Below are 23,870 nucleotides of genomic sequence, written 5' to 3'. Positions count from 1 at the left end.
GATGATGCGGTTTAATGCAGGCATTGACGCAAAAGCTAAGAGAGCCAGCATGCAAATATGGGTAGATGCGGACGCTTGTCCGGTCGCGATGCGCGAGATGATTGTTCGTGCGGCACACCGAACACAGATTCAAGCCACCTTTGTAGCCAACCAATTTATTCGTTTGCCGCCGTCGCCCTATGCCAGCGCACGTCAGGTAGAAAAGGGCTTTGATGTGGCGGACAACCAAATTGTTGCCGATGCCGTCGCCGGGGATTTGGTGATCACCCAAGATATTCCCTTAGCGGATGAAGTGATTGAAAAAGGCGTCACGGTAATTAACACCCGCGGTGAATTGCTCACCAAAGAAAACATCCGTGCCCGACTCAATATCCGTGATTTTATGGAAACCATGCGTAGTAGCGGCGTGCACACAGGCGGGCCCGCACCGCTTGGCCCGCAGCAAAAACAAGCCTTTGCCAACCAACTTGATAAATGGCTGGTTAAAGCTCAGCGTTATCATGCTGCGCAAGCAAAATCGTCTGATTAAGCCGGCGCGCTTATTCTCTTACTAAATAGCTTTTCTCACTTAACTTTTCTGCTGGCTAAATAGCAACCGGTGCCCACTCGCTATCTGCGAAGTGGGCAATCAGCGCATCTAGCAATGCGCGCACCGCCGGTGGTTGGTTGCGACGTGACGGGTACAAGGCGTAGATATCCATCGCTTTGGGTTGCCAATCGGGGAGCACCACCTCCAGCTGACCTCGCGCAATGGCACTATGGGCCAAATACACTGGCTGCATGCTCACGCCCATGCCCTGAATGGCGGCACTGAGTAAGGTGGTCGCCTCGTTGGCAGACAGCTTACCTTGCACCTCAACTGCGGCGTGTTCCTCACCTTTGTCTAAATGCCAAATTGGCCGATCAAATTGTTTGTAACTGAGACAGCTATGCGCGGTGAGATCGTCTGGTGAGCGGATTGGTGCATGGGCGGCTAAATAATCCGGTGCCGCCACCAAGACGGAATCACACGCGGCGATCGGGCGACCAATTAAGGAAGGGTCGGGGTTGGACGCAATACGGATGGCAATATCAATCCGTTCCGCAATCAAATCGACCGCTTTATCTTGCACCTCAATATCCACATCGACTCCGGGATGAGCGGCCATAAAGGGCTTTACCGCGGGGATTAATTGCGCAAAACCAAACGACATACTGGTTGCTACCCGCACTTTGCCAGTCAAGCCCGCCTCTTGCTGCCATTGCTGTGTCAAGGCATTGGCTTGCTCAACCCATTGCTCCAGTTGTGGCAAGCTTTGCTCGCCAGCGGAGGTTAACGATACTTTGCGCGTGGTGCGCTGCAATAAACGCACGCCTAACCAGTCTTCCAGCGCTTCGACATGGCGAGTCACCATGGGGCGCGACATCTCGAGCCGCTCGGCAGTGGCGGTGAAACTTTGCGTAAGGGCTACATCAATCAATACGCGGGCGGCAGTCAGTGTGTCCATATCAATCTCATCTATGCTTAAGAGCTAGTCGTTCATAACACGATACGATCCGTTTACATGCTCGAATTATGAAATAATGATGTAAATTATTAGCTATATATCTGAACAAGTCGAGCCCGTAAACTGCGCAGCATCTCAACACCGAATGCAACCCAATGGAGCACGACGATGAAATTGATAAAAACCCTAGCCGCCTCTTTATTACTGACCGGTAGCGCAATGGCAGCAAATAATGCTGAACCCTTGAACCTAGACGTGTATAACGCGGATGGTAATAGCTTCCACGTAAACTCAACCTTGGTGTACGGCGAAACCGAAGCCATGGTGGTTGATACTGGCTTTACTAAAGCAGATGCGCTTCGCATTGCCGCCAAAGTACTGGACTCCGGCAAAGCGCTGACCACCATCTTTATCAGCCAAGCCGACCCTGATTACTACTTTGGTGCGGAAGTGCTGCACGGCATGTTCCCTGACGCAAGAGTGATCACCACACCGGCTGTGCGCGCCACCATTGCAGAAAAACTAGACGGAAAAATGGCATTTTGGACCCCAAAAATGGGTGACAATGCCCCGCAAAATCCCGTGGTGCCCGCAGCTTATACCCGTTCATCATTGACACTGGACGGCCGTAAGATTGAAATTCGCGGCGCGAAAGGCGAGTTGGCTCACCGTCCGTATCTTTGGATCCCAGCCAACAAGGCGATCCTGGGTAACGTCGCCGTGTATGGCAATGTTCACCTGTGGATGGCAGACGCACAATCTGATCACGCACGTGAAGGTTGGGCCGCACAACTACAAGAAATGGCAGCACTGAAACCTGAAATGGTGATCCCAGGCCATATGAAAGCAGGCACGGCACTAAACGCTGACACTATTACCTTTGCCCAGCAGTATTTGCAAGACTTTGCCGAGGCGAAAGCCAACAGCAAAGACAGTGCTGAGCTGATTAAAACCATGCAAGCGAAATATCCGAAAGCGGGTTTGCCGATGGCTTTGGAGATTGGTGCGAAAGTGCACATGGGAGAGATGGAATGGTAAACGTCCACTATATATTTGACCCAATGTGTGGCTGGTGCTTCGGCGCCGCCACCTTGATTGAAAGCCTGAGTAACAACCCTGAGATTAACTTGCAGCTTCATCCAGGTGGTATGCGTGAGCGTGCGCCGATTGAAGACAGCTTTCGTCAACACATTTTGAAGGCAGATCAAACCATTGCCGATCAAACCGGACAGACATTTGGTCAAGCCTATCTTGACCGCGTAGCAAGCGACCAGCCGGTAATTTTGGACTCCTTTATGACCGCGCAAGCTATTCTCGCTGCTCAGCAACTTGATAGTCAGGGCGCAGAGATGCTGAAACGCATCCAGCGTGGCCATTATCAGCAAGGTCGCTCCGTCTATGATGCTGACACGCTCGCAGAGCTTGCCAGTGAGATGAGGATAGAGGCAGAGGCTTGGCAACAGGCGATGAATCGCGCCGAAAATGACGTGATGCCCGCGGTGAATCAAACCCGTCAATTGATGGCAGCGCATGGCTTGCGCGGTTTTCCATCCATGCTGGTGGAGCAAAACGGCCAATGGCAAGCCATCACAGTGAGCCAGTACTATCGGCGCCCAGACGCTTGGCAGATACTCTGGCAAACGCTAACTCAGACATAAAGCAAACAAACGAAAACGGCGAGCACCAGGCTCGCCGTTTTTATTGCAATCATTGTATGCGTGCCATTTATTTGGGTGCAGTCAGCGGCACCGGCTTTTTGGGCTCAAAGCCTTCGATGATGCGACGTTCAAGTGGGTGCCCGAGACGTGCTTCAATCATGCGCAAGTTTTTGGTGTTGTCTTTTGATACCAATGAAATCGCTTCGCCTTGAGCACTGGCCCGGCCGGTACGACCAATCCGGTGTACGTACTCGTCGGCTGGGAAGGGTAGATCGTAATTGACTACGCGCTCAAGCGACTCAATATCAATGCCACGAGCAGCGACACCGGTGGCAATTAAAAATTGGATGTCACCATTTTTAAAGTCTTCCAGCAATTGAGTCCGCACGGCTTGGCTGCGTCCACTATGAAACGCTTCAGCGGCAATGCCCCGTTTTTCCAGCTGGGTAGCGAGTTTGGCGGCGCCGTGTTTGGTTTCGATAAAAATCAACGCTTGCGTCCAGCCATTCTCTTTAACCAAATGACTAAGCAGTGCGGATTTCTTATCTTTATCGACTGGAATACACCACTGAGTAATGTTGTCTTTCGAGGCATCTCGTGCGGCAATGCTGATTTCTTTGCCTTCATCGCCAATGGTCGCTTTGGCCAGCTCGCGCACTTTATTAGACAGCGTGGCCGAAAACAGTAAGCACTGCGTGCTTGCCGGCAATCGATCTAGAATATTCTGAATCGCATCAATAAAGCCCATATCGAGCATGCGATCCGCTTCATCCAGCACCAGCACTTCCACCTCATCTAGATAGACGGCACGTTGGCTGAGTAAATCCCGCAGACGTCCTGGGGTAGCGACCAAAATGTCGACGCCCTCGATCAAGGCTTGCTTTTGTGCCTGCTCGTCCATGCCGCCAACCATCGCTAAGGTTTTAAGCGCGGTAAACTGCGTATCTTGGCGGGCGCTTTCGGCGACTTGCAAGGCCAACTCTCTTGTTGGAGCAATCACCAATGCGCGAGCGCGCTTTTTGCGTCCCGCTTCACCGGCACACAACTTATCGATAATGGGCCAGATAAAACTTGAGGTTTTCCCGGTACCTGTTTGCGCAGCGGCAATCAGATCATGGCCTTGTTGGATGATCGGAATGGCTTTGGCTTGAATTGGCGTGGGGATGGTATAGCCGCGTTGGGCAATGGCTTGGCAAAGCGGGGCGCTTAACCCCAGTTTTTTAAATGGCATGGCAAACTCAACAAACAATGAACGCGCGCCCACCCATAAAAAGGGTGGAGACACTGAATGGCGTGGAGTCTAGCACGAACCCCACATCCACACGACGTAAAATCTGCTGGTGTCCTGAGTGCAGTCTGTTTTAAGCCGCGTACTTTCTCAGCTCATGCGGGTAAATACGCATGCCGTTTAATGTATTCTCATACACAGCTTGCTCTCGGAGATAAGACCAAGCATGGGCTTCTGTCCCTGTTTGCGCCGCTAACCGGTCGATAACAGCATCAATGTGTCGACCTGCATAGTCTTTGTGAGGGGTAAACAGTTCCTTAATGGCTGATAACATAACACGCTCCTTATGTGTAACTAAATTACATATCAGTATGTAAAAAGCATAGTTTGTGTTTGAACTGTGATCAAGTTTAAACTTTATATCTGTACTAAATGACATTTTTGTAATTAGTTTTCATCTATGCGCTCTGCTTCGGCTGTTTTGGTCTTTTCTTCTATTTCTATCCCGCGATAGGGCTCGCCCTCATCATCATGCAGTTGGTGGTCATACGCCGCTTGTAGACCGGTGTCCTCGATCACTTCTTCATCCCATTCAGAGCGGCACCGAGAACCGCAAACTTTGTGCTAGATGGGTTGGTCATGGGCCTCCTTAAGCTGTATCTGTACCGCTTAAATATTGCGCGGGTAGGTGATGAGCAAATTGTTGTGGTTATCACCGGTGACGTCCAGCCCTTTGGTTTACTTATGTGTAGCTTGGTCGATAAACCATCAAAATAACCCTACTTTTTGTAGCACATTAAATTGTTTTAGACTTGTTTGACATCAATTGAGAAGCATTCTTTTGTGCTAGGGTGAGAAACTGATTGACTCACGGAGTGCTTGGTTATGTTGTTAAACGTTACGGATAAACAAAAAGAGGATCGGATCCCACCCCTATTTCGACTTGGTTTTCGGCCGTTTTTTCTCTTTGGAGCGCTCTATTCGTGCATTGTCATTACCGTTTGGGCAGGGCTTTATACTGATCCTAACCTTTTTTCGCTGAGCGTACCCTCCCTGTGGTGGCACGCTCATGAGATGCTGTTTGGCTTTTCGATGGCAATTGTCGGTGGGTTCTTAATGACGGCGGTGCAAAACTGGACGGGTGTGCCCGGAACCCGAGGACTGAAGCTTTTCGTCATTTTTTCATTATGGCTGTTGGCGCGGTTGAGCTTCTGGGTGGATGTCCCGATTTGGGCGAGCCTTGTACTTGATACCCTGTTTATGGCCTGCGTGGCATGGTCGTTGGGTTATCGCGTGGTAGTGACTAAACGTCAGCGCAATTACCTATTTATTCCTATTTTAGCGGTGGCGGCCTTACTTAACGCATTGTCTTACGGCGTACAGCTAGGGGAAGTCTCACTACCTATTAATCAAGTTTGGCACAGTACCTTGTTGTGGTTCATGCTGCTTATTAGCGTAATGGGTGGCCGTGTGATCCCGTTTTTTACGGAGAAGAAGTTGGGTATACAGGTGTCCAGCACACCTGTGTGGCTAGAGCGAGCGATTATCGCTCTGTTTGTGCTATTGATTGGCGTCACTTTGGTGTCCGGCACTGATAACATAGTCGCGCGTGGGTTGCTGCTCACAGCGGGTATTGCTCAATGTGTTCGGCTCTATCGCTGGCAAGGCTGGAAAGCCTACCAGGTGCCGATGCTGTTTTCGCTTCATCTATTTTATGTCTTTTTACCACTTGGATTGATATTAAAAGCGTTGGTGATGAACCCTTGGGCATCAAACCTCATTTGGCATCTTTTTGCGATAGGCACTTTAGGTGGGGTGATCCTGGCCATGATTGCACGAGTCACGCTTGGGCATACTGGGCGTAATGTTTATCAGGGCCCCGCTGTTTCTTGGTTGTTTTATGCTTTGTTGATTTCAGCATTAGTGCGTGTGTTTGGCATGTGGTTTTGGCCAGTTTATACCCTAGAGCTGGTCGCTGCATCAGCACTGCTTTGGACGATAAGCTATGGCTGGTTTGCGGTACGATTTGGCCCCATGCTGAGTCAAGCACGCACAGATGGCGCGGCGGGGTAGTCTTATCACATTATTATTAATAAAAGGTAAGCTTGGAGTAGGGTTTAATGCAGGCTATTACTGTTACCATCCTTCTTATGCCTTACCGCTATTATTGCTACTATTTTATAGGTGTAAGGTATGGATTCAAAGTGGTTAACCGGTGAGCTTATAATAGAATTTAAAACTGTTTCATGCATGATACAAATCTATTGTCGTGATCATCATCAGGGCAAGTCGCTCTGTTCAGCGTGCCAACATTTGAGAGACTATGCAGAAGTGAAGTTGGATCGTTGCCCTTATGGTCAAGACAAACCGACTTGCAATCGTTGTCCTATCCACTGCTATAAGAAGGCAGAAAAGCAAGAGATGAAGACGGTCATGCGGTACGCTGGTCCAAGAATGTTACTGTCTCACCCGATCCTTGCGCTTAGACACTTATACCATGAGCGCAAAGCGGTTCCACCGTATCTAATCCCTAAGAATTCTAACCGTCACAAACGACTGGAAAAGCAAAAATCGGGCAACTAAAAATACATCAAGTAAACTCAGTAGAGCGTTGACTTATGGACTTGTGATGGATACCGGGATTATGTGGTGTATCCGATGTTTTACGAACACCTGTACAAGCTTCGTTCTCTCCGTACTTCCTGGTTGGCAAGAAAGGTTGAGGCGGGTGCCTCAAAGCAGCTGCTGCTTCACATCCCTAAAGGGGTTCACGAAAGGCTGATGAAAAATTCGATTCAGCCAGGTCGTGCGAATCCTTGAATGCCTTGGTGACGAATATCATGCCGATGACCTTGCAGCCTGATCGGCCTTTAGCTCTCAATCAGCGACTAGATGGGCGCAGTGCAGGTCTCTGACGGATCGCGTGAAATGTATTAGGTATCGAATACGCCCTCAATCAGAATCTGGTTGCGTCGTAGACTAGGTTGCCATAAGATAGTAATTAATTACTATCTTATATGACTTGTTATGACTCACAAACGAAATTTGACAGCCGAAGAGCGCCGGGAGCTCACTGTCGACGCGGTCATTGACCTGAGCGCGCAGGATGACCCAGCCAATATCACCACCGGCAGCATCGCCAAGCACATGAGGGTCACCCAAGGTGCGTTGTTCCGGCATTTTCCAAGCAAGGATGCGATCTGGGAGGCCGTCATCGGCAGGGTGACCGAACGTGTGATGAAACTGTTAGATAAGGCCGCTGCCTCGGCGAATAGCCCGCTGGCCGCGCTCGAGGCGATATTCCATGGCCATATCACGTTTATCGTCGAGCATCCTGGCGTGCCTCGGCTGATGATGGGGCAGCTGCAGCATGCCCGGCCGACGCCGGCGAGACGTATGGTTCGCTCGCTGCTGTTTCTCTACCGTGAGCGGATCGAGAGATTGTTGAACGAGGCGCAGGAGGCTGACGAACTGCGTCAAGAGCTGAATATCGAAATGGCCGCCACGCAGTTCATCGGCACCATCCAAGGCCTGGTCATGCAGTCGCTGATTTTCGACAATATGAACCATATGGTCGAGCAGGCCGAGGGGGCGTTCCACCTCTACTGTCATGGTATCCAGAAAGCACAAGGGGCGTACCGATGACAGGCCTGAATCAACGCTTGGGGCGTTTTTTGGCGGTAGTCATTGGCCTCGCCATCGGTGCGGCGCTTCTGGTCTTCTTCGTAGTTAATCGGCAGGTTCCCGAGCACAGTGACTCACCACCTGCCCCCAAGGTGGTGGCAGTGATCGAGGCGCAGCCACTGGCGTTTCGCCTTGAGGCACGTGGTCACGGCGTGGCGCGCCCTGCCGAAACCTGGCAATCCGTTGCCAACGTCTCGGGCCGGGTGGTGGAGCGCCACCCGCATCTGGAGAGCGGCACCCTGCTGCACGAAGGTACCTTGCTGCTGGCATTGGACCCTAGTCGCTACGAGCTGGCTATCGCCGAGGCCGAGGCGGAGTTGAATCAGCTCAAGGCAGAAGAGGCCAATACCCGGCGTTTGCTGGATTTGGAACGCCAGGCACTCGATTTTACCGAGCAGGAGCTTTCACGAATAGAGCGGCTGGCGGCCACAGGTGCTGTCTCCATTTCTCAGCGTGATGCTCAACGTCGCAGCGCTGTGGGGCAGCGCCAGGCGGTGGCCATTCTTGAGAATACCTTGGCCTTGCTACCAGCCCAGCGCGAGCGGGTATCGGTGCGGCTTGCCCAAGCTCGCCATGACTTGGAGGATACCCGCTTCGAGGCGCCCTATGACCTGCGTCTCGGTGAGGTGGACGTAGAGCTTCATCAGTTCGTGGGTGTGGGTCAGCGGTTGTTTGAGGCGGATAGCCTGGCGGCTGCCGAGGTGGAGGCACGGCTTCCCTTCAGCATGGTACGACGCCTCCTGGGCAGTGTGGCACTGGTCGAGCTCGATCCCGGCATCCTAGATCTGAGTGAGCGCATCGATCTTGACTCGATCGATGCAGAGCTGGAGCTGGTCGGAGCACCCGGGGTTAGCTGGGAAGGTCGGGTTGTGCGCGTGGCCAGCGGCCTCGACCCGGCCACCCGCGCCGTGCGAGTAGTCGTAAGGGTTGAGGAGCCTTGGCGCGATGCCCGGCCACCTAACCATCCGCCACTACAGCGCGACATGTACACACGAGTGCGCCTGTCGGCACGCAGTCCCGTAGCACAACTCGTGGTCCCCGCATCGGCCCTCCATCAAGGTGAGGTCTACCTTGCTGACGAGCACGCTCGCCTGGTCAGGCGCTCGGTGTCCGTCGCCTTCAAGCAGGGAGACCTGGCAGTGATCGAATCGGGCCTCGCCCCGGGCGAGCGGGTCATCGTCGACGATCTCCAACCAGCCATCGAGGGTATGGCGCTGGCGCCTCGCCGCGACGTGGCCCTAGAGGCACGTCTGACCGCCCAGGCTCTGGGTGAAGTAACGTCAGGAGAACGGCAATGATTCGCTGGTTTGCCGCTCATCCCACCGCCGCTAATCTGCTGCTAATGCTGCTGCTGGCTGCCGGGCTGTTCGCCGCACCCAACCTCAAGCGTGAGACCTTCCCAGATTATCGCCCAGTGGAAGTGTCTGTGGAGGTGGTCTATCGCGGGGCGAGCGCCGCCGACGTCGAGGACGCCGTGTGTCGGCGTCTGCACGATGCCGTTAAAGGTGTGGAATTTCTCGACGAGTTCAGCTGTGTGGCTCAGGACAACCTGGCCAGTGCCACGGCAACCATGTCAGCCGGGGGGGATGCCATTCGCTTCCTCAATGAGATCGACACCGAGGTGAGCGCCATCACCGAGCTGCCGGCCCGCGCCGACTCCCCTGTTGTGCGGGAGCTTCATCGCAGTGACATGGTGGCGGCTGTGGCGGTGTCTGGGGATATGCCGATGCACCAGCTCGAGGATTACGCTCTGCGCTTGGAAGAGCGCATTATGACGCTGCCTGGCGTGGCTGAAGTAGCGATCCACGGGAGGTCCCAGCGCCAGTGGCAGGTCGCAGTGCCACGCGAGGCACTGGGCCAGCACGGCCTCTCGGCGCGGGAGCTGGCACGTCGAGTGGCCAGTCAGAACCTTGACCTACCACTGGGCACCCTGGAAACCGCCGACCGCGATATCCTTATGCGCTTCACCGACCAGCGCCGCTCTCTGGCTGAGCTGGCCGATCTGGTWGTGGTCTCCGATGCCGGGGGCGGCGAGCTGACCCTGGGCGAGCTGGCCACCATCACCGAGACCGGTGAGCAGGCTGAAGAGCGAATCCGCTTCAACGGTGAGCCGGCGCTGGTGCTGGAGGTGAGCAAGGCGCTGCGAGACGACGCCCTGACGGTCAAGGAGTCTTTGGACACGTTGCTTGAGGCGGAACGGCGGCGATTCGACGGGGGTATCTCTCTGACGCTGACCCAAGATGCGACCAGTATCGTTCGCGACCGCCTGCAGATGCTGGTGGATAACGGCTTAATGGGGCTGGTGTTGGTGGTGCTGGTGATGAGCCTCTTCTTCCGTCCGCGCCTAGCTCTGTGGGCCGTTCTGGGCCTGCCTGCGGCCTTCATGGGGGCCTTCATCGTCATGGCCCTGACCGGGCTGTCAATGAATATGATCACCTTGGTGGCACTGCTGATGGCTATCGGCATCGTCATGGATGATGCCATCGTGATCACAGACAGCATTGCCGTCCACGCCCTGAAAGGGACCTCACCGGTGGAGGCGGTGGTAGCGGGTACCCGCCAGGTGTTACCCGGCGTACTTTCGTCGTTTCTTACCACGGTCGCGGTATTCGCCCCGCTCTCCTTCCTGGCCGGCGAGCTGGGCGCGGTGCTTGAAGTGCTGCCGGTGGTGCTGATCGCCGCTCTGGCAGCGAGCCTCATCGAAGCATTCTGGATCTTGCCCCATCATCTTAAGGGCAGCGTGGGGCGACTTGCCAGTGGGCACAACTCGCGCTTCCGTGTCGCATTCGAACGACATTTTGACAGGTTCCGCGAGTCGGTCGGTCGGCTGGCCGACCGGGCGATACGATTTCGCCATGCGGTGTTGGGAATCATTTTCGCCATTATGCTGGGCTCTTTCGGCTTTATGGCTGGAGGGCATGTGGGCAGTGAGGCGATGCCGGATATTGATGGCGATGTCCTGGAGGCCCGTATCCTGATGCCCCAGGGTACCCCCCTAGCACGTACCGAGGCGGTGGCCGAGCGAGTCGAGGCGGCAATCCGTGAGCTTGATTTACGCTACTATCTGGACCAGCCGGGGGGAGCATCCCTGGTCGAGGCGATTCAGGTGCGCTTTAACCACAACCCCAGCGCCAGGGAGGCAGGTCCTCATGTGGCCACCGTCATCGTCGACCTGCTGACTGCGGAGCGTCGCCGGGTGACCCTGGACGAGCTGACCGCCGCCTGGCGTGAGACCATCGGTGAGATCGAGGGGCTTCAGCGATTAATTATCCAGGAGCCCGGCTTCGGCCCCGCCGGGGTGCCCGTGGAAGTGCGCCTGGCCGGAGAGAACTTGGAGGCCATGAAGGCGGCGGCGCTAGAGTTGGGCGACCATCTAGAGAATTATGCAGCCGTCTATAATGTCTTCGACGACCTGCGCTTGGGCAAGCCTCAATTGACCTTCTCGATGGCCGAGGGCGCCCATGGCTTGGGCCTCTCCGCCGAGGAGGTGTCCGGGCAGTTGCGTGCGGCGCTGCTGGGGGAGGTTGCCGATACCCTGCGCATCGGCAATCAGGAAATCGAGGTGCTGATTCGCCTAGCCGAAGCGGACAGGACCTCTCTCGACAACTTGGTTGATTTGACCATTGCCCTGCCGGAAGGAGGCCGGGTGCCGCTGGAGGTGGTGGCCAACGCCGAGGAGCGGCGCGAGTGGGCGCGCATTACCCGCATCGACGGACGGCGTACCGTAACCGTGGAGGCCAACGTGGATGCGCGGCATGCCACCGGCCAGGCAATCGTCGATGATCTCGTCGGCAGCGGCTGGCTCAGCGAGTTCCGCGAGCGTCATCCCGAGGTGGCGCTCACCTTCGAGGGGCAAGTGGCGCGCTCCGCTGAGACCGGCAGCTCCATAGGCCGCGGTCTACTCATCGGGCTGGTGGGAATCTTCGTGATCCTCTCCTTCCAGTTCCGCAGTTACATCGAACCGCTGATCGTCATGCTGTCTATTCCGCTGGCCTTCATCGGCGCCATTTTGGGGCATGTACTCATGGGTTACTACCTCTCTACGCCCTCGCTGATCGGCGCGGCCTCCCTGGCCGGCATCGTGGTCAACAATGCCATCCTGCTGATCCACTTTATCAAGACCCATCGCGAGAGCGGACTGGATGCCGTGGCGGCAGCCGGCCAGGCCAGCCGCGACCGGCTGCGTGCCATCCTGATCTCGTCGACTACAACCATCGCCGGTTTGCTCCCGCTGCTGGCCGAAACCAGTACCCAGGCGGCGGCCATCAAGCCGCTGGTGATTTCGGTGGTGTTCGGACTGCTTAGCGCCACCGTGCTGGTGCTACTGGTGATCCCCGCAGTCTACGTGCTGTTTGACGAGTGGGGCTGGGTTCAGGCGCCCAAGCCATCAAAAGAGTAAGCGGCCCAGAAGAGCATTTATTGATTGTTCATCAAGAGAGAAAAAACATGACGTTAAAAAACTGTAGTGTTAGGACCATCCTACTCATTACCCTGACTGTCCTGCCAACTTGGCTAATAGCGGGAGACAATGACTATCAACACTCAGCGAGAGAACAGGAAAGCACCAGTGAAGAACTAGTGCTCCGCTCCATTATGCGCGATCTTGATGAAAATATGCGCGAAGTTGCTGGGGCCATATCTCGGGAAAACTAGGAAAAGGTAGCTGAACTGAAATCGCACCCCTAATTGCCGATCATGTCGAGCCACCGTTCTTGGAAAAGACACGCATATTGCGCTTTTTCGGAACCGGCGGCGGACGCTTCCGGGGATATGACAGGTGGGTGCATGAAGCCGCCAGGGATATGGGCGACGAGGCGCGTCAAGCGGATGACCAAGCAGTAATCGAAGCGTTTTCGCGGGTGCAGAACCACTGTCTGGCCAGCCATCAGGAGTTTAAGGAAGGGTTCAGAGCCCATTTCTACAGCGAATGAATAGAGTGCTGGAATGAATAGCAGGATGCAAAGAAACACATACAGATGCAGTCTTTGCGCGACTCGATTTTTTCTAGAGCTGGAACAGCTGACCGACATGCCTTGGCTAATTGAAAGTTCGTTAACTACTGAATACACCATTCTGATACAGGAAGGTTTGCCCCGAAATGTCACACTTGCCTGACAACGTATTGCGTCTCCCTGAGTACCAGGTACTAAATGCCATGGAAATGGAAGACGGGTTGCGCTTTCATATAGTTGCTCCCGACCCCATAGCTTGCGAAGGGTGCGGCGCAGAGAATGAGTTTGTCAGGTTCGGCAAGCGTGATGTCGCTTACCGCGACCTCCCGGTCTACGGAAAGCGGGTCATCCCCTGGGTGATCCGCCGACGTTACTCTTGTCGAGCTTGCGGCACGACATTCCGCCCTTCGCTCCCGGACATGGTGGACGACCATCGCATGACTCGGCGGCTGTACAGTCGCGTCGAGAAGGAGTCCTTTAATCATCCCTATGTCTACGTAGCCGACACTACGGGCCTCAACGAGAAGACTATCCGTGAGATATTCAGGAAGAAGACCGAGTTCTTGGCGGCCTGGCACCGCTTCGAGACACCTCTCTCATAAACGATTTGAAAAATAAAAAGCGAATAATAAATACGTCAAAAAATTTCTAATAGGGCGTTAGCTCACGGGGTTGTGTAACTTGCGTTTGTCGCTCTTATTTCAGGCTCAACCGTTTTGCTAGGCGATGTAAATTGCCACCATCGATATCAAGTTGTCTTGCAGTGGCGGCCCAATTACCGTGATTTTGTGATAATGCGTCCGAGATCATTCTTTTCTGAAGATTCTCTGTTTCTGCGCGTAGCCCTAATGTTGGAACTTCAATAGACTCTTTTTTTTGCTGTTTATGGGTAGCACTAACCGCCTTTTCGTCAGAGGTAAAGAGATCAAAATCTTGCAGAGTAAGCTCGAGATCCCTCGACTGCGTTCGAGATTTGGCTAGGACACTGGCTCGTTTGATAGCATGCTCTAGTTCGCGTACGTTACCAGGCCATGCATACTGTGTGAGCTTTTGAAGTAGCGATGCAGACAGGCGAATACTGCTAAGATGAAATTTAGCCTTCATCTGTTCGGCAAAAAATCCGGCTAATAATACGACATCATCGTCTCTTTCTCGAAGAGGTGGAACATGGAGAGGGAATACACTGAGACGATGGTATAGATCGGCTCTAAAACGACCGGCTGTTACTTCCTCATATAAAACGCGATTGGTCGCGGCAATGATGCGCGTATTCACTTGAATATGACGGTCATCGCCGACCCGCTGGATATCACCGAATTGGAGTGCACGCAGTAGCTTGGCTTGCAACTCTAACGATAATTCGCCAACTTCATCTAAAAATAATGTGCCGTTATCGGCTTGCTCGAACTTACCCTTTCGATCACTAATTGCACCGGTAAAGGCCCCTTTAATGTGACCAAATAGTTCACTTTCCGCGACGGATTCCGGTAGCGCGGCGCAGTTAAGATAGACTAATGGCTTAGACGCTCTTGCAGAACGCTGGTGGAGTGCATTAGCGACTAACTCTTTACCAACCCCGGTTTCCCCGGTGATTAATACTGATAACTCCGTATTCGCCACCGCGTCTATTTGTTGTTGTAGCGTCTGCATTGCCGCCGATCGGGAAATAATCTTATCACTAAACGTACGCCGCTCTGTCAATGCCTCATGTGTGACATTGGCTTGTGTTTCTAGTGGCTCTAATAACAAGGCTGTTTGTAGCCCACCTGCTGCCAGTGCGCTGATAAACCGCAAGTCGTGATTGAGGAGGCCATCAAACTGATTTTCGTCAAACGCATCAATAGTTATTGCGCCAATTAGCTGATCGTCCACTAATAGCGGAAGTCCGATACAAGAGTGAACCTGAAGCTTGCCATCATGGTTAGGAATTAATCCATCATAAGGGTCTGGTAAATCGCTGTTAGCCGGAAAACGTACGATATCACCTGCTCGTGCAATGGCTTCCAAACGCGGGTGCTGAGCGAGAGCAAAACGACGACCTAAGACGTCATGCGATAATCCATTAATGGCGAGAGGAATAAAGGTCTGATTCTCATACAAAAGTAGTGTGGATGCATCACAGCGTAGCACTTCTCTTATCGTGGTTAATAATGTATCAAACCGGTCTTTTCGAATCAGTGCAGAATTTAAATCTTGTGTGATGTGCAGCCAATGGGCGAATAATTCAGTCATAATCTAGTATTAGTGTCTTTATGACAATCATATATGTCTAAATGACAATAATCAATGCTGTCATTAAGACAATGTTTTAGGTGGGTTGTTATATAAGTGCTTGATTTTAAATGGTTAGTTATCTTGGCACGACTAATGCATATAGAGTGCATTAGGTTCTCAATGTCATTTAAGGTAGTAATCATGACAATACAGGTAAAAAACAACATTCGCTGGGTGGGTCAACGAGATTGGGAAGTGCAGAACTTTCATGGCACAGAATACAAAATCACCAAAGGAACAAGTTACAACAGCTACTTAATCCAAGAAGAGAAAACAGTACTGATCGATACGGTTGATCACCGTTTTAGCCAACAATTTTTGCAAAACCTTGAAAGGGAAATCGATCTAGAAAGTATCGATTTTATTGTTGTAAATCACGCAGAGGAAGATCATTCCGGCGCAATGTCCGCCTTGATGGAGAGGATCCCTGACACGCCGATATATTGCACTGAAGCGGCGATAGACTCGATAGTGGGCCACCATCACCACCCGGAGTGGAATTTTAATACGGTAAAAACCGGCGATAGTATCGATATTGGGAATGGTAAGCAGCTTATATTTGTTGAAGCGCCCATGCTGCACTGGCCCGATAGCATGATGACTTACTTAACCGAGGACGCCGTCTTATTCAGCAATGACGCCTTTGGTCAGCATTACTGTGATGAACGCTTGTTTAATGATGAAGTTGACCAAAATGAGCTGATGGAACAGTGCTTACGGTATTATTCTAATATTCTTACCCCTTTCAGCCGTTTAGTAACGGCGAAAATAAAGGAAGTTTTAAGTTTTAATTTACCTGTCGATATGATCGCAACCTCTCATGGTGTCGTTTGGCGCGATAACCCTATTCAAATAATCGAGCAGTACCTTGCGTGGGCGGATGACTATCAAGAAGACAGAATCACTATTTTTTATGACTCTATGTCGAATAATACACGAATGATGGCTGATGCTATCGCACAGGGGATCCATGACGTCGATCCGGACGTCGCAGTAAAAGTGTTTAATGTTTCGAAACACGACAAAAATGAAATTCTATCAAATGTATTCCGTTCTAAAGGTGTGTTAGTTGGTTCTTCAACGATGAATAATGTCATGATGCCTAAGATCGCAGGGATGCTGGAGGAAATCACCGGGATGCGTTTTAAAGCGAAAAAGGCGGGCGCTTTTGGTAGTTTTGGTTGGACCGGTGGTGCCGTTGACCGCATCCACACGCGCCTTATGGACGCTGGTTTTGAAACGTCGATGAGCTTGAAAACAAAATGGCGTCCTGATCGCGATGGTATGGAGAAGTGTCGAGAGCATGGTCAGTATATTGCAAAGTTGTGGGCCAACAAACGCCCCTCTCGAATGCTACCGACGGCTGAGTCTTGCGAGAAAAACGACAAGCCACGACCATCGACACTAAGCCCTGAAAAGCCAAAAACACACCCTATCCAAGATGCAGAGCCGCCTCATTCTGCAGACTGTCAGTGCATGATTTGTACTGTTTGTAATTGGGTTTATGATCCTGCTGTGGGAGAGCCTAACCAAGGTATTGAACCTGGGACAGTATGGAGTGATGTTCCGGGATACTTCTTATGTCCTGAGTGCCATCTAGGCAAAGATGTTTTTACAACATACCAAGGTTAGGGAGCGAAAATGACTGAACCAATTATTATTATTGGCAGTGGCTTCGCTGCTTACCAACTGGTAAAAACAATTCGGCGTATGGATCGGGAGATCCCGGTGACCGTATTGACGGCTGATGATGGCCATGAGTACCACAAGCCGGATTTGAGCCACGTATTTAGTAAACAACAAACAGCGGACGATTTAGTGTTAAAATACGCTGATGTGTTCGCAGATGAATACAATATTACTTTATTGACTCAGACTGTCGTTGAGCATGTCGATACACAGGCCCATTGTGTACGCGCAAATGGTCAAAAGTATTTTTATTCAAAGCTGGTTTTTGCAACCGGTGCAACTACTTTTATACCTCCGGTTCAGGGGGATGCGGCGCATCAAGTAATGACAGCTAACTCTTTGACAGAGTTGCGCGCATTAGAGCCTAATGTGCGTCAAGCTCAGCGTGTTGCCATTATAGGGGGTGGATTAATAGGTGTTGAAATTGCGATGGATCTAGCGCGAAGCGGGAAATCCGTTGTGGTTGTTGAGCCTAATACCCACCTTCTTGGGACACTGGTTCCAGAGTTTGTTGCTAGACCGCTTGAGAGCCAGATGCTGCAACTCGGCACGACACTGTGCCTTGGTGAGAGTGTGGTGGAAGTCAATCAACAGGAGCAGTCGCTTTCACTGACGTTGCAGAGTGGCAAGAAGATTGCTGTGGATCTTGTTATATCAGCGGCTGGCCTGACGCCAAATACCAACCTTGCGGCACAAGCAGGCATTCAAGTGAACCAGGGTATTTGCGTTGATACATCGCTGCGGACATCCGCTAGCGACGTATTTGCGCTAGGAGATTGTGCCGAGGTTGAAGGCCAAATTAGGCCTTATCTACAAGCCATTTCTTTAAGTGCTAGTACGCTTGGTAAGCAGCTTCTTGACGTTGATGGCGGTTTAACGTTACCCGCTATTATGGTTAAAGTTAAAACCCCCAATTATCCCATCTACATGGCAGGTGATATCCATTCGGCAATATGCTGGGATATCAATATGGTCAGTTCGGGGATAGTGGTGCGAGCCTCTGATGACGCTCAGCAGCTAACTGGGTTTGTTGTCACAGGGGAGCAAGTGACTCAGGCGTATACGTTGTTTAGACAGTTGTCTAGGGCTATCTAGCCGATATAACTGGGGGAGCGGTTAGTTAATAATCAAAACTAACCGCTTTAACCAGGGCATAGAGCATTTGTCCTGGCTGCAGTTTGAGTCGAGACAACGACCGGCGACTGATCCTCGATAATATCGGTTGACCACTTACGTCCAACCGTAACAAGACGTTGGCGGGGTGCGTGTCGTCGCTCACCTCCATGAGCTGTGCCAATAAGCAATTATTGATACTTGATTGTTGTGGTGCTTCTAAAGCGATTGATACATCTTTTGCGTGTACCCTCGCTTTGATGATGCTGTGTGTTTCGACTTGCTGCAAAGGGACATGCAATTGTTGGTCATTGGATAAGTCTAGCACTGTCATATAGTCGTCTGTATGCTTTTTGACGGTGCAGTGAACCACCGCAGCCGCGTTATCATCTCGCGCTAAAGACAAATTTGTCCTTGTGAGCATATCTTGTGTTGCGCCATGTGCTAATACTTTTCCGTTATCTAACAGCACAATGTGATCGGCAAGTCTTGAGACCTCTTCAATGGCATGGCTGACATAGATGATAGGTATCTTCAGGGTCGATTGTAGTGATTCGATGTAAGGTAAGATCTCGGCTTTACTGGAAAGGTCGAGAGAAGCCATCGGTTCGTCCATAAGCAATAGGCTCGGGCTAGTGAGCAGGGCTCTAGCAATTGCGACTCTTTGTTTTTGTCCACCAGATAACTGGTGAGGGTAGCAGCGACTAATGTCGGTTAGTCCGAGGCTTTTTACCGTTGCTTCAAAACTGACATAGCGTTTTTCCTTGTCTACACGGTTGTAGCTAAATAACAAATTATCTTTGACGTCTAAATGAGGAAATAGGTTCGGTTCTTGGAACACATAACCGATAGGGCGTTGATGGGTGGGTAAACATGCATCTTGGCGCTGCCATGTTTCCCCATTGACAATAACCGTCGCACTATCCAACGTTTCAAGCCCTGCAATACTGCGTAATATGGTCGTTTTCCCAGAGCCTGACCGACCAAAGAGCGCGGTCACCCCCTTTCCCGGCAAATGCAGATTAATATCCAATAGGAACTGGTCTCTGGCCAATTTCAATGCGACTTGAATGGTCATATAAAGCTCACTGGTTTGAATTTTTTATTCATTGTGTAGGTTGTCAATAGTAAAACAAATGACAAAGAGACAAGTATGGCTGCCAGTGTATGCGCGGCGTCGTAATTCATTGACTCGACGTGATTGTAGATAGCAATAGATGCGACTTGGGTTTGCCCTGGAATGTTTCCCCCAATCATTATTATGATCCCGAACTCGCCCAATGAATGTGCAAATGAAAGGACACCCGCGGTTAAAAAACCCCTTCGTGATAAAGGAAGCACAATATTGAAAAAACGATCCATAGGAGAGGCTCTTAATGTTGCGGCAACGTCTAATATGCCACCAGTTGCTGATTGAAAGGATGATAGAAGTGGTTGCATTACGAATGGTAGTGAATAAATCATGGAACCAACCACTAACCCAGAAAATGAAAATGCTAGATGATTGAAGCCCAGCGCCTCTAAACTTCCCCCTATCCATCCATTAGGCCCCAATAGTAGGAGGAGGTAGAAGCCCAACACGGTGGGTGGTAAGACTAAAGGCAGCATCACTAATGCTTCAACGAAGATTTTTACACGTGACTGTGTGTTGACTAGCCACCACGACAGGGGTGTGCAAATTATGAGCAATATGCTGGTGCTCACGAAAGCGAGCTTTAGAGTGATAACCAGTGCAGTGATATCGTTTGGGGAGATCATTGCTCAATAATGCCTTTCTTGGATCGTATCAAGGTCGCTTGGTTTGCGATTAATGGTTGGTTTATTTTGTACCCTGAGTTCTTGATAATGGTTGTAGCTGTTTCACTGTTTCTGACCCAGCTTAGGAATTGAACTGCTGAATCAAAAATATGGGGCGTTTTTTTTGCGTAGTTTAAAATGACAGCTTGTTGCTCGATGGGTTCGTAAAGATGTCGAGGAGGTATCCAGTACGAGCCGCCAATGGCCCCATCACGGTCTTTTACTTGTGATAAAGATAAAAAGCCCAGTTCCGCAGCTTCTGATGCTATCTGGCCATAAGCTTGGCCGATGGACTGCGCCTTCACGATTTGTGTATTGCTATTTAAGTCCTCCCAGAGCTCAAGGCGTTGCATGATTTGTTTGGCTGCAAGGCCGTATGGAGCGACACGAGGATCTGCCATGGCGAGATGTTTGAAGGAATGTGTTTCAAGGACTTTATCTCCGGCGCTAGTGAGCAGATCGGTGTCTTGTGACCACAAAACAGGTATGCCAATCGCGTAGGTAAAGCGAGAGTTCTCAACCACTAATCCAGCTTTCTCCAACAAGATAGGACGTACTTTATCTGCGGAAAAAAATAGATGGTAGGGTGCTGCGTGTTTGATTTTTGCGAATAGAGAACCCGAAGAGCCAGAACTAATCAGAAAAGGTTGATTAAACTCTCGTTGATAGGCATGGGCGAGCTCATTGAAAGTACCATTAAAATTTGCTGACACAGCAACGCGAAGGGGAGCGGTGTCTGCCATCGTCGTACCAGAAAGAAAACAAAGTAGAGTTAACGTAATTGTACGTAAAGTCTTGTTCAAGTGCATATTTTGGGTTCCATCATCAACACTCCTATTTCTAATGTGACAAGCTTTGCTGAACCTTAACTATCCACAGGTTTTGCATGCGGGAGCGGGCTTTACTTTGTATGGTATCCATTCCATTGATAGTCCGTCGAAATAGTAAAAAGCGTTGGTGACCACCGAGTTTGGGGCGACAATACTGTTAACGGCGATAAGTGCTTGCATTAATCCTATGATGCCAACAACAGGCGGGAGGATCCCAGACATGACACAGCTAGAGGGAGCGTCGCTAAACTGTGAGCTTATACATTGATAACAGGCTTCATTCTTATTGGCAGTAAAAACACCTACCTGTCCCTCGGTACGAATGGCAGAGCCTGAAATTAGTAAGGTTTTTTGCTGCCAACAGATTTCATTGATGAGCTCTCGCGTAGGCTTGTTGTCGGTACAGTCAAGGACGATATCATGCTCGATAATCGTTTCAGTTAATAGTTGCGAGGACTGCTTCGACGTTATGGGTACACAAGAAATATGACTATTATTAGCAAGCAGACGATCGCACATCGCTTCAGATTTATAACGGCCGATATCATTTTCAATAAAGCAGGTTTGTCGGTGTAGGTTAGACAGTTCCACTTTATCAAAATCAGATATTGTAATGTGGCCCACTCCAGAGGAGGCGAGATATGGAGCCGCGGCGGATCCCAAGCCGCCAGCGCCTATAACCAAAATGCGAGTCGCTTTGAGCCGCTCTTGGCCTTCGATATCCACACATTTGAGAGCAATTTGGCGATCATAGCGTTGATACTCATGTTCATCTAGCATTATAGTTTTTACCTTGTTAAGCCGGGTTGAGGGAAATTAAATCTCCGTTTCTATTTGCCGTAATAAACATGCCGATTTTTCCTTCATTTATTTGATTCAGCATCATTCTTAGTGGCTGTTGCGCCTGATCGCTATTGGGTGGGTAGCCACCTCGTCCATCGAGTGCAGAAATGAATACCACATCCCAATCGAAACCGGTTGTGAGGGATTCAGCAACCAGTGTAGAAAAGGTTTCTACTTCTTTTGGAAGCTTGTCCACACAAAGGACAGGGGTGAGCGCTCCTCCTTTTCCTGATTGAAAAACACTCTTTTGCTCTGTTGTATGCCCTTCTGGTAATTCGGCTTTCGCAAACACAAAAAGTAATCTCTGTGACTCTGACTGCATGCTGGCGGCAGCAATTAAATCTTTGTAGCTGGCTATTTGCATTTTAAACCTACTTAGTTGAGGGCAGCCTTGGCTGCCCACATATTTGACTATAAAACATTGACAAGTGCGTGGACGCTATGGGTTATAGTATTCACCTTTCTTTCTAAGGTAAAACAACCAGTTAACGACAAAACAGCTTGCGTAGAAGATAGCAAATCCGATCAGTGCATTTTCTGGTGTTGTGGCTTTGATTTGCTCACCAAACACCATTGGAATGTAGAACGCACCGTATGCGGCAACGGCTGATGTCCATCCTAAAACAGGACCCGCTTCTGACTTGGGGAAAATGATCGCAATACTGCGGAATACCGAACCGTTCGCTACTCCGGATGCGGTAAACAAGAATAAGAACAGTACGAAGAAAGGCAGAAAATACTCTTGCGGTGTTTCTGATTCATATGCCTGCGCCATATAGTAGGCTGCACCAAGTGCAGATAGTGTCATGACAGCAGCACACACTTGAGTCACTTTTGAGCCGCCAAACTTGTCACCTAACCAGCCGCCAATAGGTCGCACGAGTGCGCCAATAAAAGGAGCCATCCAAGCATAAGTAAGTGCACTCGGTCCGGCAGGGTTAGGGGTTGAGTGGGTCATCACACCATCCACGACGATATGCTGATAGCCAAAGATCAGTTGAATTGCCAATGGAAACGCAGCGGAAAAGCCAATAAATGAACCAAATGTCATGGTATAAATGACACTCATGATCCATGTATGCTTGTTTTTGAAGATACGATACTGATGGGTAAGGCTATCACCAATCGCACCAGGCAATGCTTTGAGAAGTAGCAATGTTGACACCAACACAAGCACTAACGCCGCTTCTTTCGGAACATTCCACCCACTTCCATTAGCCTCAGTAGGTAACATAAGCCAAAGTCCTGCCCCTGATGTAACTAATCCAATTAGTAGCATCATGCCTATCATAGTAAAGGCTTTTGGGGGAGAGGGGAGATCCGGCGTGACTTCTTGTGTGGCTATGTTATCCATTCCAAACCAACTGGCGATAGCAAGTGGTACTAAAAACAACAGCCAAACAAACGCGCCATTTTGAATCCAAGTGGGGGTGCCAGCCTTGATCTTGCCAACAATTGTCCCTGAATCGATAATGAGTTGAGTCGGATCGCCACTAAAAGCCCCAAAGGCGGCAAAGGTCATCACTATCGGTATAACGACCTGCATGGTCGTGACGCCGAAGTTACCTAGGCCTGCATTGAGGCCTAAGGCTAAGCCCTGTTTTTGCTTTGGGTAGAAAAAGCTAATATTGGACATTGACGACGCGAAGTTCCCCCCTCCAATGCCTGACAAGAGGGCAAGTAACTGATATTGCCATAGTGGTGTATTAGGATCTTGTAGCGCTAGCCCGGTGAATAGTGAAGGAATGATCAGCAACGATGTGGTAAAGAAAATGGTATTTCTTCCCCCACAAAAACGTATAAAGAAGCTACTTGGTATTCGTAGTGTCGCGCCTGAGAGACCGGCAATCGCTGTCAGTGTAAATAGTTCTTCTGGCTTGAAATCATAACCAGCATTAATCATTTGTACGGTTAATATGCCCCAGTATAACCAAACCGCAAATCCGGAAAGGAGACTAGGGATAGAGATCCATAGATTTCGGTTAGCTATTCGCTTACCTGACTGTTCCCAGAATTCATTGTCTTCTGGCTCCCAACGATAAATATTTCCCATTTACTCCCCCATGATTCAAACGGAAAAGGATTTCTTACCTTCTTTTAATAAAGCACTCAATGAAAAAGAAAACAATGACTAGCAGGAGGTACTCGGCCACCATTGTTTGGTGCAGAGTGAGTATCTAATAGTGGGTAATCAATCTCATTTTATTCATGATTTTCAGTTGCTTATGCATAGAGCTGTCATGTTGTTTTAGTCTGATTTATTTTAAATTTAGTTTGGTTTCTATTATTATCTCTCTATATGTAGAATTATATGA

General features: G+C 50.5%; 22 protein-coding genes and 1 pseudogene. 12 read left to right on the top strand and 11 right to left on the bottom strand.

Translation table 11 applies throughout. The features are described 5' to 3' along the window. The first annotated feature begins 49 nt into the window (after positions 1–49). Positions 50–529: a YaiI/YqxD family protein gene (locus tag BZG78_RS07565; RefSeq protein WP_021023434.1), complete on the top strand. Its 480-nt coding sequence runs from the start codon at positions 50–52 to the stop codon at positions 527–529. 55 nt (positions 530–584) lie between these two features. Here the strand turns inward: BZG78_RS07565 and BZG78_RS07560 are convergent, their stop codons facing one another. Then, positions 585–1,487 carry a LysR family transcriptional regulator gene (locus BZG78_RS07560; protein ID WP_077660832.1) on the bottom strand — a complete coding sequence of 301 codons (903 nt, stop codon included), beginning with the start codon at positions 1,485–1,487 and terminating at the stop codon, positions 585–587. Between the two features lie 168 nt (positions 1,488–1,655). On the opposite strand from BZG78_RS07560, the gene BZG78_RS07555 reads away from it, so the two are divergent. Both BZG78_RS07555 and BZG78_RS07550 read left to right on the top strand, forming a co-directional pair. Continuing rightward, positions 1,656–2,525 (top strand): MBL fold metallo-hydrolase, encoded by an 870-nt coding sequence (locus BZG78_RS07555; RefSeq protein WP_077660831.1) that lies wholly within the window; start codon positions 1,656–1,658, stop codon positions 2,523–2,525. Continuing rightward, entirely contained in the window at positions 2,519–3,145 is a 627-nt protein-coding gene (locus tag BZG78_RS07550; protein ID WP_077660830.1) for a DsbA family protein, read from the top strand. Before BZG78_RS07555 ends, BZG78_RS07550 begins: the two co-directional genes overlap by 7 nt. 67 nt (positions 3,146–3,212) lie before the next feature. Here BZG78_RS07550 and BZG78_RS07545 read toward each other — a convergent pair whose 3' ends face one another. The 3 genes from BZG78_RS07545 to BZG78_RS15650 form a co-directional block, all read right to left on the bottom strand. After that, complete coding sequence (locus tag BZG78_RS07545) at positions 3,213–4,376, bottom strand: DEAD/DEAH box helicase (protein WP_077660905.1); 1,164 nt, start codon at positions 4,374–4,376, stop codon at positions 3,213–3,215. 130 nt (positions 4,377–4,506) lie between these two features. Then, the gene (locus tag BZG78_RS07540) at positions 4,507–4,707 is read right to left on the bottom strand and encodes a hypothetical protein (protein ID WP_021023438.1); all 201 of its coding nucleotides are present in this window, start codon (positions 4,705–4,707) and stop codon (positions 4,507–4,509) included. Positions 4,708–4,820: 113 nt separating this feature from the next. Further along, entirely contained in the window at positions 4,821–4,952 is a 132-nt protein-coding gene (locus BZG78_RS15650) for a hypothetical protein (RefSeq protein ID WP_021023439.1), read from the bottom strand. 306 nt (positions 4,953–5,258) lie between these two features. Here BZG78_RS15650 and BZG78_RS07535 point away from each other — a divergent pair, with 306 nt between their 5' ends. From BZG78_RS07535 to BZG78_RS07505, 7 genes and pseudogenes are all read left to right on the top strand, one after another. After that, on the top strand, positions 5,259–6,446 hold the full coding sequence (locus BZG78_RS07535) for an NnrS family protein (protein ID WP_077660829.1): 1,188 nt from the start codon (positions 5,259–5,261) through the stop codon (positions 6,444–6,446). A gap of 120 nt (positions 6,447–6,566) precedes the next feature. Further along, positions 6,567–6,956: a nitrous oxide-stimulated promoter family protein gene (locus BZG78_RS07530; RefSeq protein ID WP_077660828.1), complete on the top strand. Its 390-nt coding sequence runs from the start codon at positions 6,567–6,569 to the stop codon at positions 6,954–6,956. Positions 6,957–7,400: 444 nt separating this feature from the next. Next, a complete protein-coding gene (locus BZG78_RS07525; protein WP_077660827.1) occupies positions 7,401–8,018 on the top strand; it encodes a TetR/AcrR family transcriptional regulator C-terminal domain-containing protein in 618 nt (205 codons plus the stop codon). Continuing rightward, positions 8,015–9,355, top strand: a complete 1,341-nt coding sequence (locus tag BZG78_RS07520; RefSeq protein ID WP_077660826.1) for an efflux RND transporter periplasmic adaptor subunit — start codon at positions 8,015–8,017, stop codon at positions 9,353–9,355. Before BZG78_RS07525 ends, BZG78_RS07520 begins: the two co-directional genes overlap by 4 nt. Beyond that, complete coding sequence (locus BZG78_RS07515; protein ID WP_021023444.1) at positions 9,352–12,456, top strand: efflux RND transporter permease subunit; 3,105 nt, start codon at positions 9,352–9,354, stop codon at positions 12,454–12,456. The genes BZG78_RS07520 and BZG78_RS07515 overlap by 4 nt, the downstream gene beginning before the upstream one ends. Before the next feature lie 47 nt (positions 12,457–12,503). Beyond that, positions 12,504–12,710 (top strand): hypothetical protein, encoded by a 207-nt coding sequence (locus BZG78_RS15480; RefSeq protein WP_021023445.1) that lies wholly within the window; start codon positions 12,504–12,506, stop codon positions 12,708–12,710. A 445-nt stretch (positions 12,711–13,155) separates the two neighbouring features. Next, positions 13,156–13,602: pseudogene (locus tag BZG78_RS07505) on the top strand (transposase family protein); the annotation flags it as partial. 103 nt (positions 13,603–13,705) lie between these two features. Here the strand turns inward: BZG78_RS07505 and norR are convergent. Continuing rightward, positions 13,706–15,241 (bottom strand): nitric oxide reductase transcriptional regulator NorR, encoded by a 1,536-nt coding sequence (gene norR / locus BZG78_RS07500; protein ID WP_077660825.1) that lies wholly within the window; start codon positions 15,239–15,241, stop codon positions 13,706–13,708. Between the two features lie 183 nt (positions 15,242–15,424). Between norR and norV the strand changes: the two genes are divergently transcribed. Next, complete coding sequence (gene norV / locus BZG78_RS07495; protein WP_077660824.1) at positions 15,425–16,915, top strand: anaerobic nitric oxide reductase flavorubredoxin; 1,491 nt, start codon at positions 15,425–15,427, stop codon at positions 16,913–16,915. A 9-nt stretch (positions 16,916–16,924) separates the two neighbouring features. Then, entirely contained in the window at positions 16,925–18,067 is a 1,143-nt protein-coding gene (gene norW, locus BZG78_RS07490; RefSeq protein ID WP_021023450.1) for an NADH:flavorubredoxin reductase NorW, read from the top strand. A gap of 25 nt (positions 18,068–18,092) precedes the next feature. On the opposite strand, the gene modC is transcribed toward norW, so the two are convergent. The 6 genes from modC to BZG78_RS07460 form a co-directional block, all read right to left on the bottom strand. After that, positions 18,093–19,163 (bottom strand): molybdenum ABC transporter ATP-binding protein, encoded by a 1,071-nt coding sequence (modC, locus tag BZG78_RS07485; RefSeq protein WP_021023451.1) that lies wholly within the window; start codon positions 19,161–19,163, stop codon positions 18,093–18,095. Further along, on the bottom strand, positions 19,160–19,843 hold the full coding sequence (modB, locus tag BZG78_RS07480; protein WP_077660823.1) for a molybdate ABC transporter permease subunit: 684 nt from the start codon (positions 19,841–19,843) through the stop codon (positions 19,160–19,162). Before modB ends, modC begins: the two co-directional genes overlap by 4 nt. After that, positions 19,840–20,625 (bottom strand): molybdate ABC transporter substrate-binding protein, encoded by a 786-nt coding sequence (gene modA, locus BZG78_RS07475; RefSeq protein WP_025744426.1) that lies wholly within the window; start codon positions 20,623–20,625, stop codon positions 19,840–19,842. The genes modB and modA overlap by 4 nt, the downstream gene beginning before the upstream one ends. A gap of 126 nt (positions 20,626–20,751) precedes the next feature. After that, on the bottom strand, positions 20,752–21,492 hold the full coding sequence (locus tag BZG78_RS07470; RefSeq protein WP_077660822.1) for a ThiF family adenylyltransferase: 741 nt from the start codon (positions 21,490–21,492) through the stop codon (positions 20,752–20,754). Between the two features lie 16 nt (positions 21,493–21,508). Beyond that, a complete protein-coding gene (locus BZG78_RS07465) occupies positions 21,509–21,919 on the bottom strand; it encodes a ribonucleotide reductase subunit alpha (protein ID WP_077660821.1) in 411 nt (136 codons plus the stop codon). A gap of 75 nt (positions 21,920–21,994) precedes the next feature. Then, complete coding sequence (locus tag BZG78_RS07460) at positions 21,995–23,608, bottom strand: MFS transporter (RefSeq protein ID WP_077660820.1); 1,614 nt, start codon at positions 23,606–23,608, stop codon at positions 21,995–21,997. Between the last annotated feature and the right edge of the window lie 262 nt (positions 23,609–23,870).

The sequence above is a fragment of the Salinivibrio sp. MA351 genome, from assembly GCF_001996065.1.
Taxonomy (GTDB): domain Bacteria; phylum Pseudomonadota; class Gammaproteobacteria; order Enterobacterales; family Vibrionaceae; genus Salinivibrio; species Salinivibrio costicola.
Note: the sequence above shows the minus strand (reverse complement) of the source record. Positions and strands in the feature narration are given on the sequence as shown.

Coding starts and splice junctions, on each gene's coding strand:
- BZG78_RS07545 (WP_077660905.1), bottom strand. CDS start 4,376: ATGCCATTTAAAAAACTGGGGTTAAGCGCCCCGCTTTGCCAAGCCATT.
- modA (WP_025744426.1), bottom strand. CDS start 20,625: ATGGCAGACACCGCTCCCCTTCGCGTTGCTGTGTCAGCAAATTTTAAT.
- modB (WP_077660823.1), bottom strand. CDS start 19,843: ATGATCTCCCCAAACGATATCACTGCACTGGTTATCACTCTAAAGCTC.
- BZG78_RS07535 (WP_077660829.1), top strand. CDS start 5,259: ATGTTGTTAAACGTTACGGATAAACAAAAAGAGGATCGGATCCCACCC.
- BZG78_RS07520 (WP_077660826.1), top strand. CDS start 8,015: ATGACAGGCCTGAATCAACGCTTGGGGCGTTTTTTGGCGGTAGTCATT.
- BZG78_RS07560 (WP_077660832.1), bottom strand. CDS start 1,487: ATGGACACACTGACTGCCGCCCGCGTATTGATTGATGTAGCCCTTACG.
- BZG78_RS07540 (WP_021023438.1), bottom strand. CDS start 4,707: ATGTTATCAGCCATTAAGGAACTGTTTACCCCTCACAAAGACTATGCA.
- BZG78_RS07550 (WP_077660830.1), top strand. CDS start 2,519: ATGGTAAACGTCCACTATATATTTGACCCAATGTGTGGCTGGTGCTTC.
- BZG78_RS07465 (WP_077660821.1), bottom strand. CDS start 21,919: ATGCAAATAGCCAGCTACAAAGATTTAATTGCTGCCGCCAGCATGCAG.
- BZG78_RS07555 (WP_077660831.1), top strand. CDS start 1,656: ATGAAATTGATAAAAACCCTAGCCGCCTCTTTATTACTGACCGGTAGC.
- BZG78_RS07565 (WP_021023434.1), top strand. CDS start 50: ATGCAAATATGGGTAGATGCGGACGCTTGTCCGGTCGCGATGCGCGAG.
- norV (WP_077660824.1), top strand. CDS start 15,425: ATGACAATACAGGTAAAAAACAACATTCGCTGGGTGGGTCAACGAGAT.
- BZG78_RS07530 (WP_077660828.1), top strand. CDS start 6,567: ATGGATTCAAAGTGGTTAACCGGTGAGCTTATAATAGAATTTAAAACT.
- BZG78_RS07460 (WP_077660820.1), bottom strand. CDS start 23,608: ATGGGAAATATTTATCGTTGGGAGCCAGAAGACAATGAATTCTGGGAA.
- modC (WP_021023451.1), bottom strand. CDS start 19,163: ATGACCATTCAAGTCGCATTGAAATTGGCCAGAGACCAGTTCCTATTG.
- BZG78_RS07525 (WP_077660827.1), top strand. CDS start 7,401: ATGACTCACAAACGAAATTTGACAGCCGAAGAGCGCCGGGAGCTCACT.
- BZG78_RS07470 (WP_077660822.1), bottom strand. CDS start 21,492: ATGCTAGATGAACATGAGTATCAACGCTATGATCGCCAAATTGCTCTC.
- norR (WP_077660825.1), bottom strand. CDS start 15,241: ATGACTGAATTATTCGCCCATTGGCTGCACATCACACAAGATTTAAAT.
- norW (WP_021023450.1), top strand. CDS start 16,925: ATGACTGAACCAATTATTATTATTGGCAGTGGCTTCGCTGCTTACCAA.
- BZG78_RS15480 (WP_021023445.1), top strand. CDS start 12,504: ATGACGTTAAAAAACTGTAGTGTTAGGACCATCCTACTCATTACCCTG.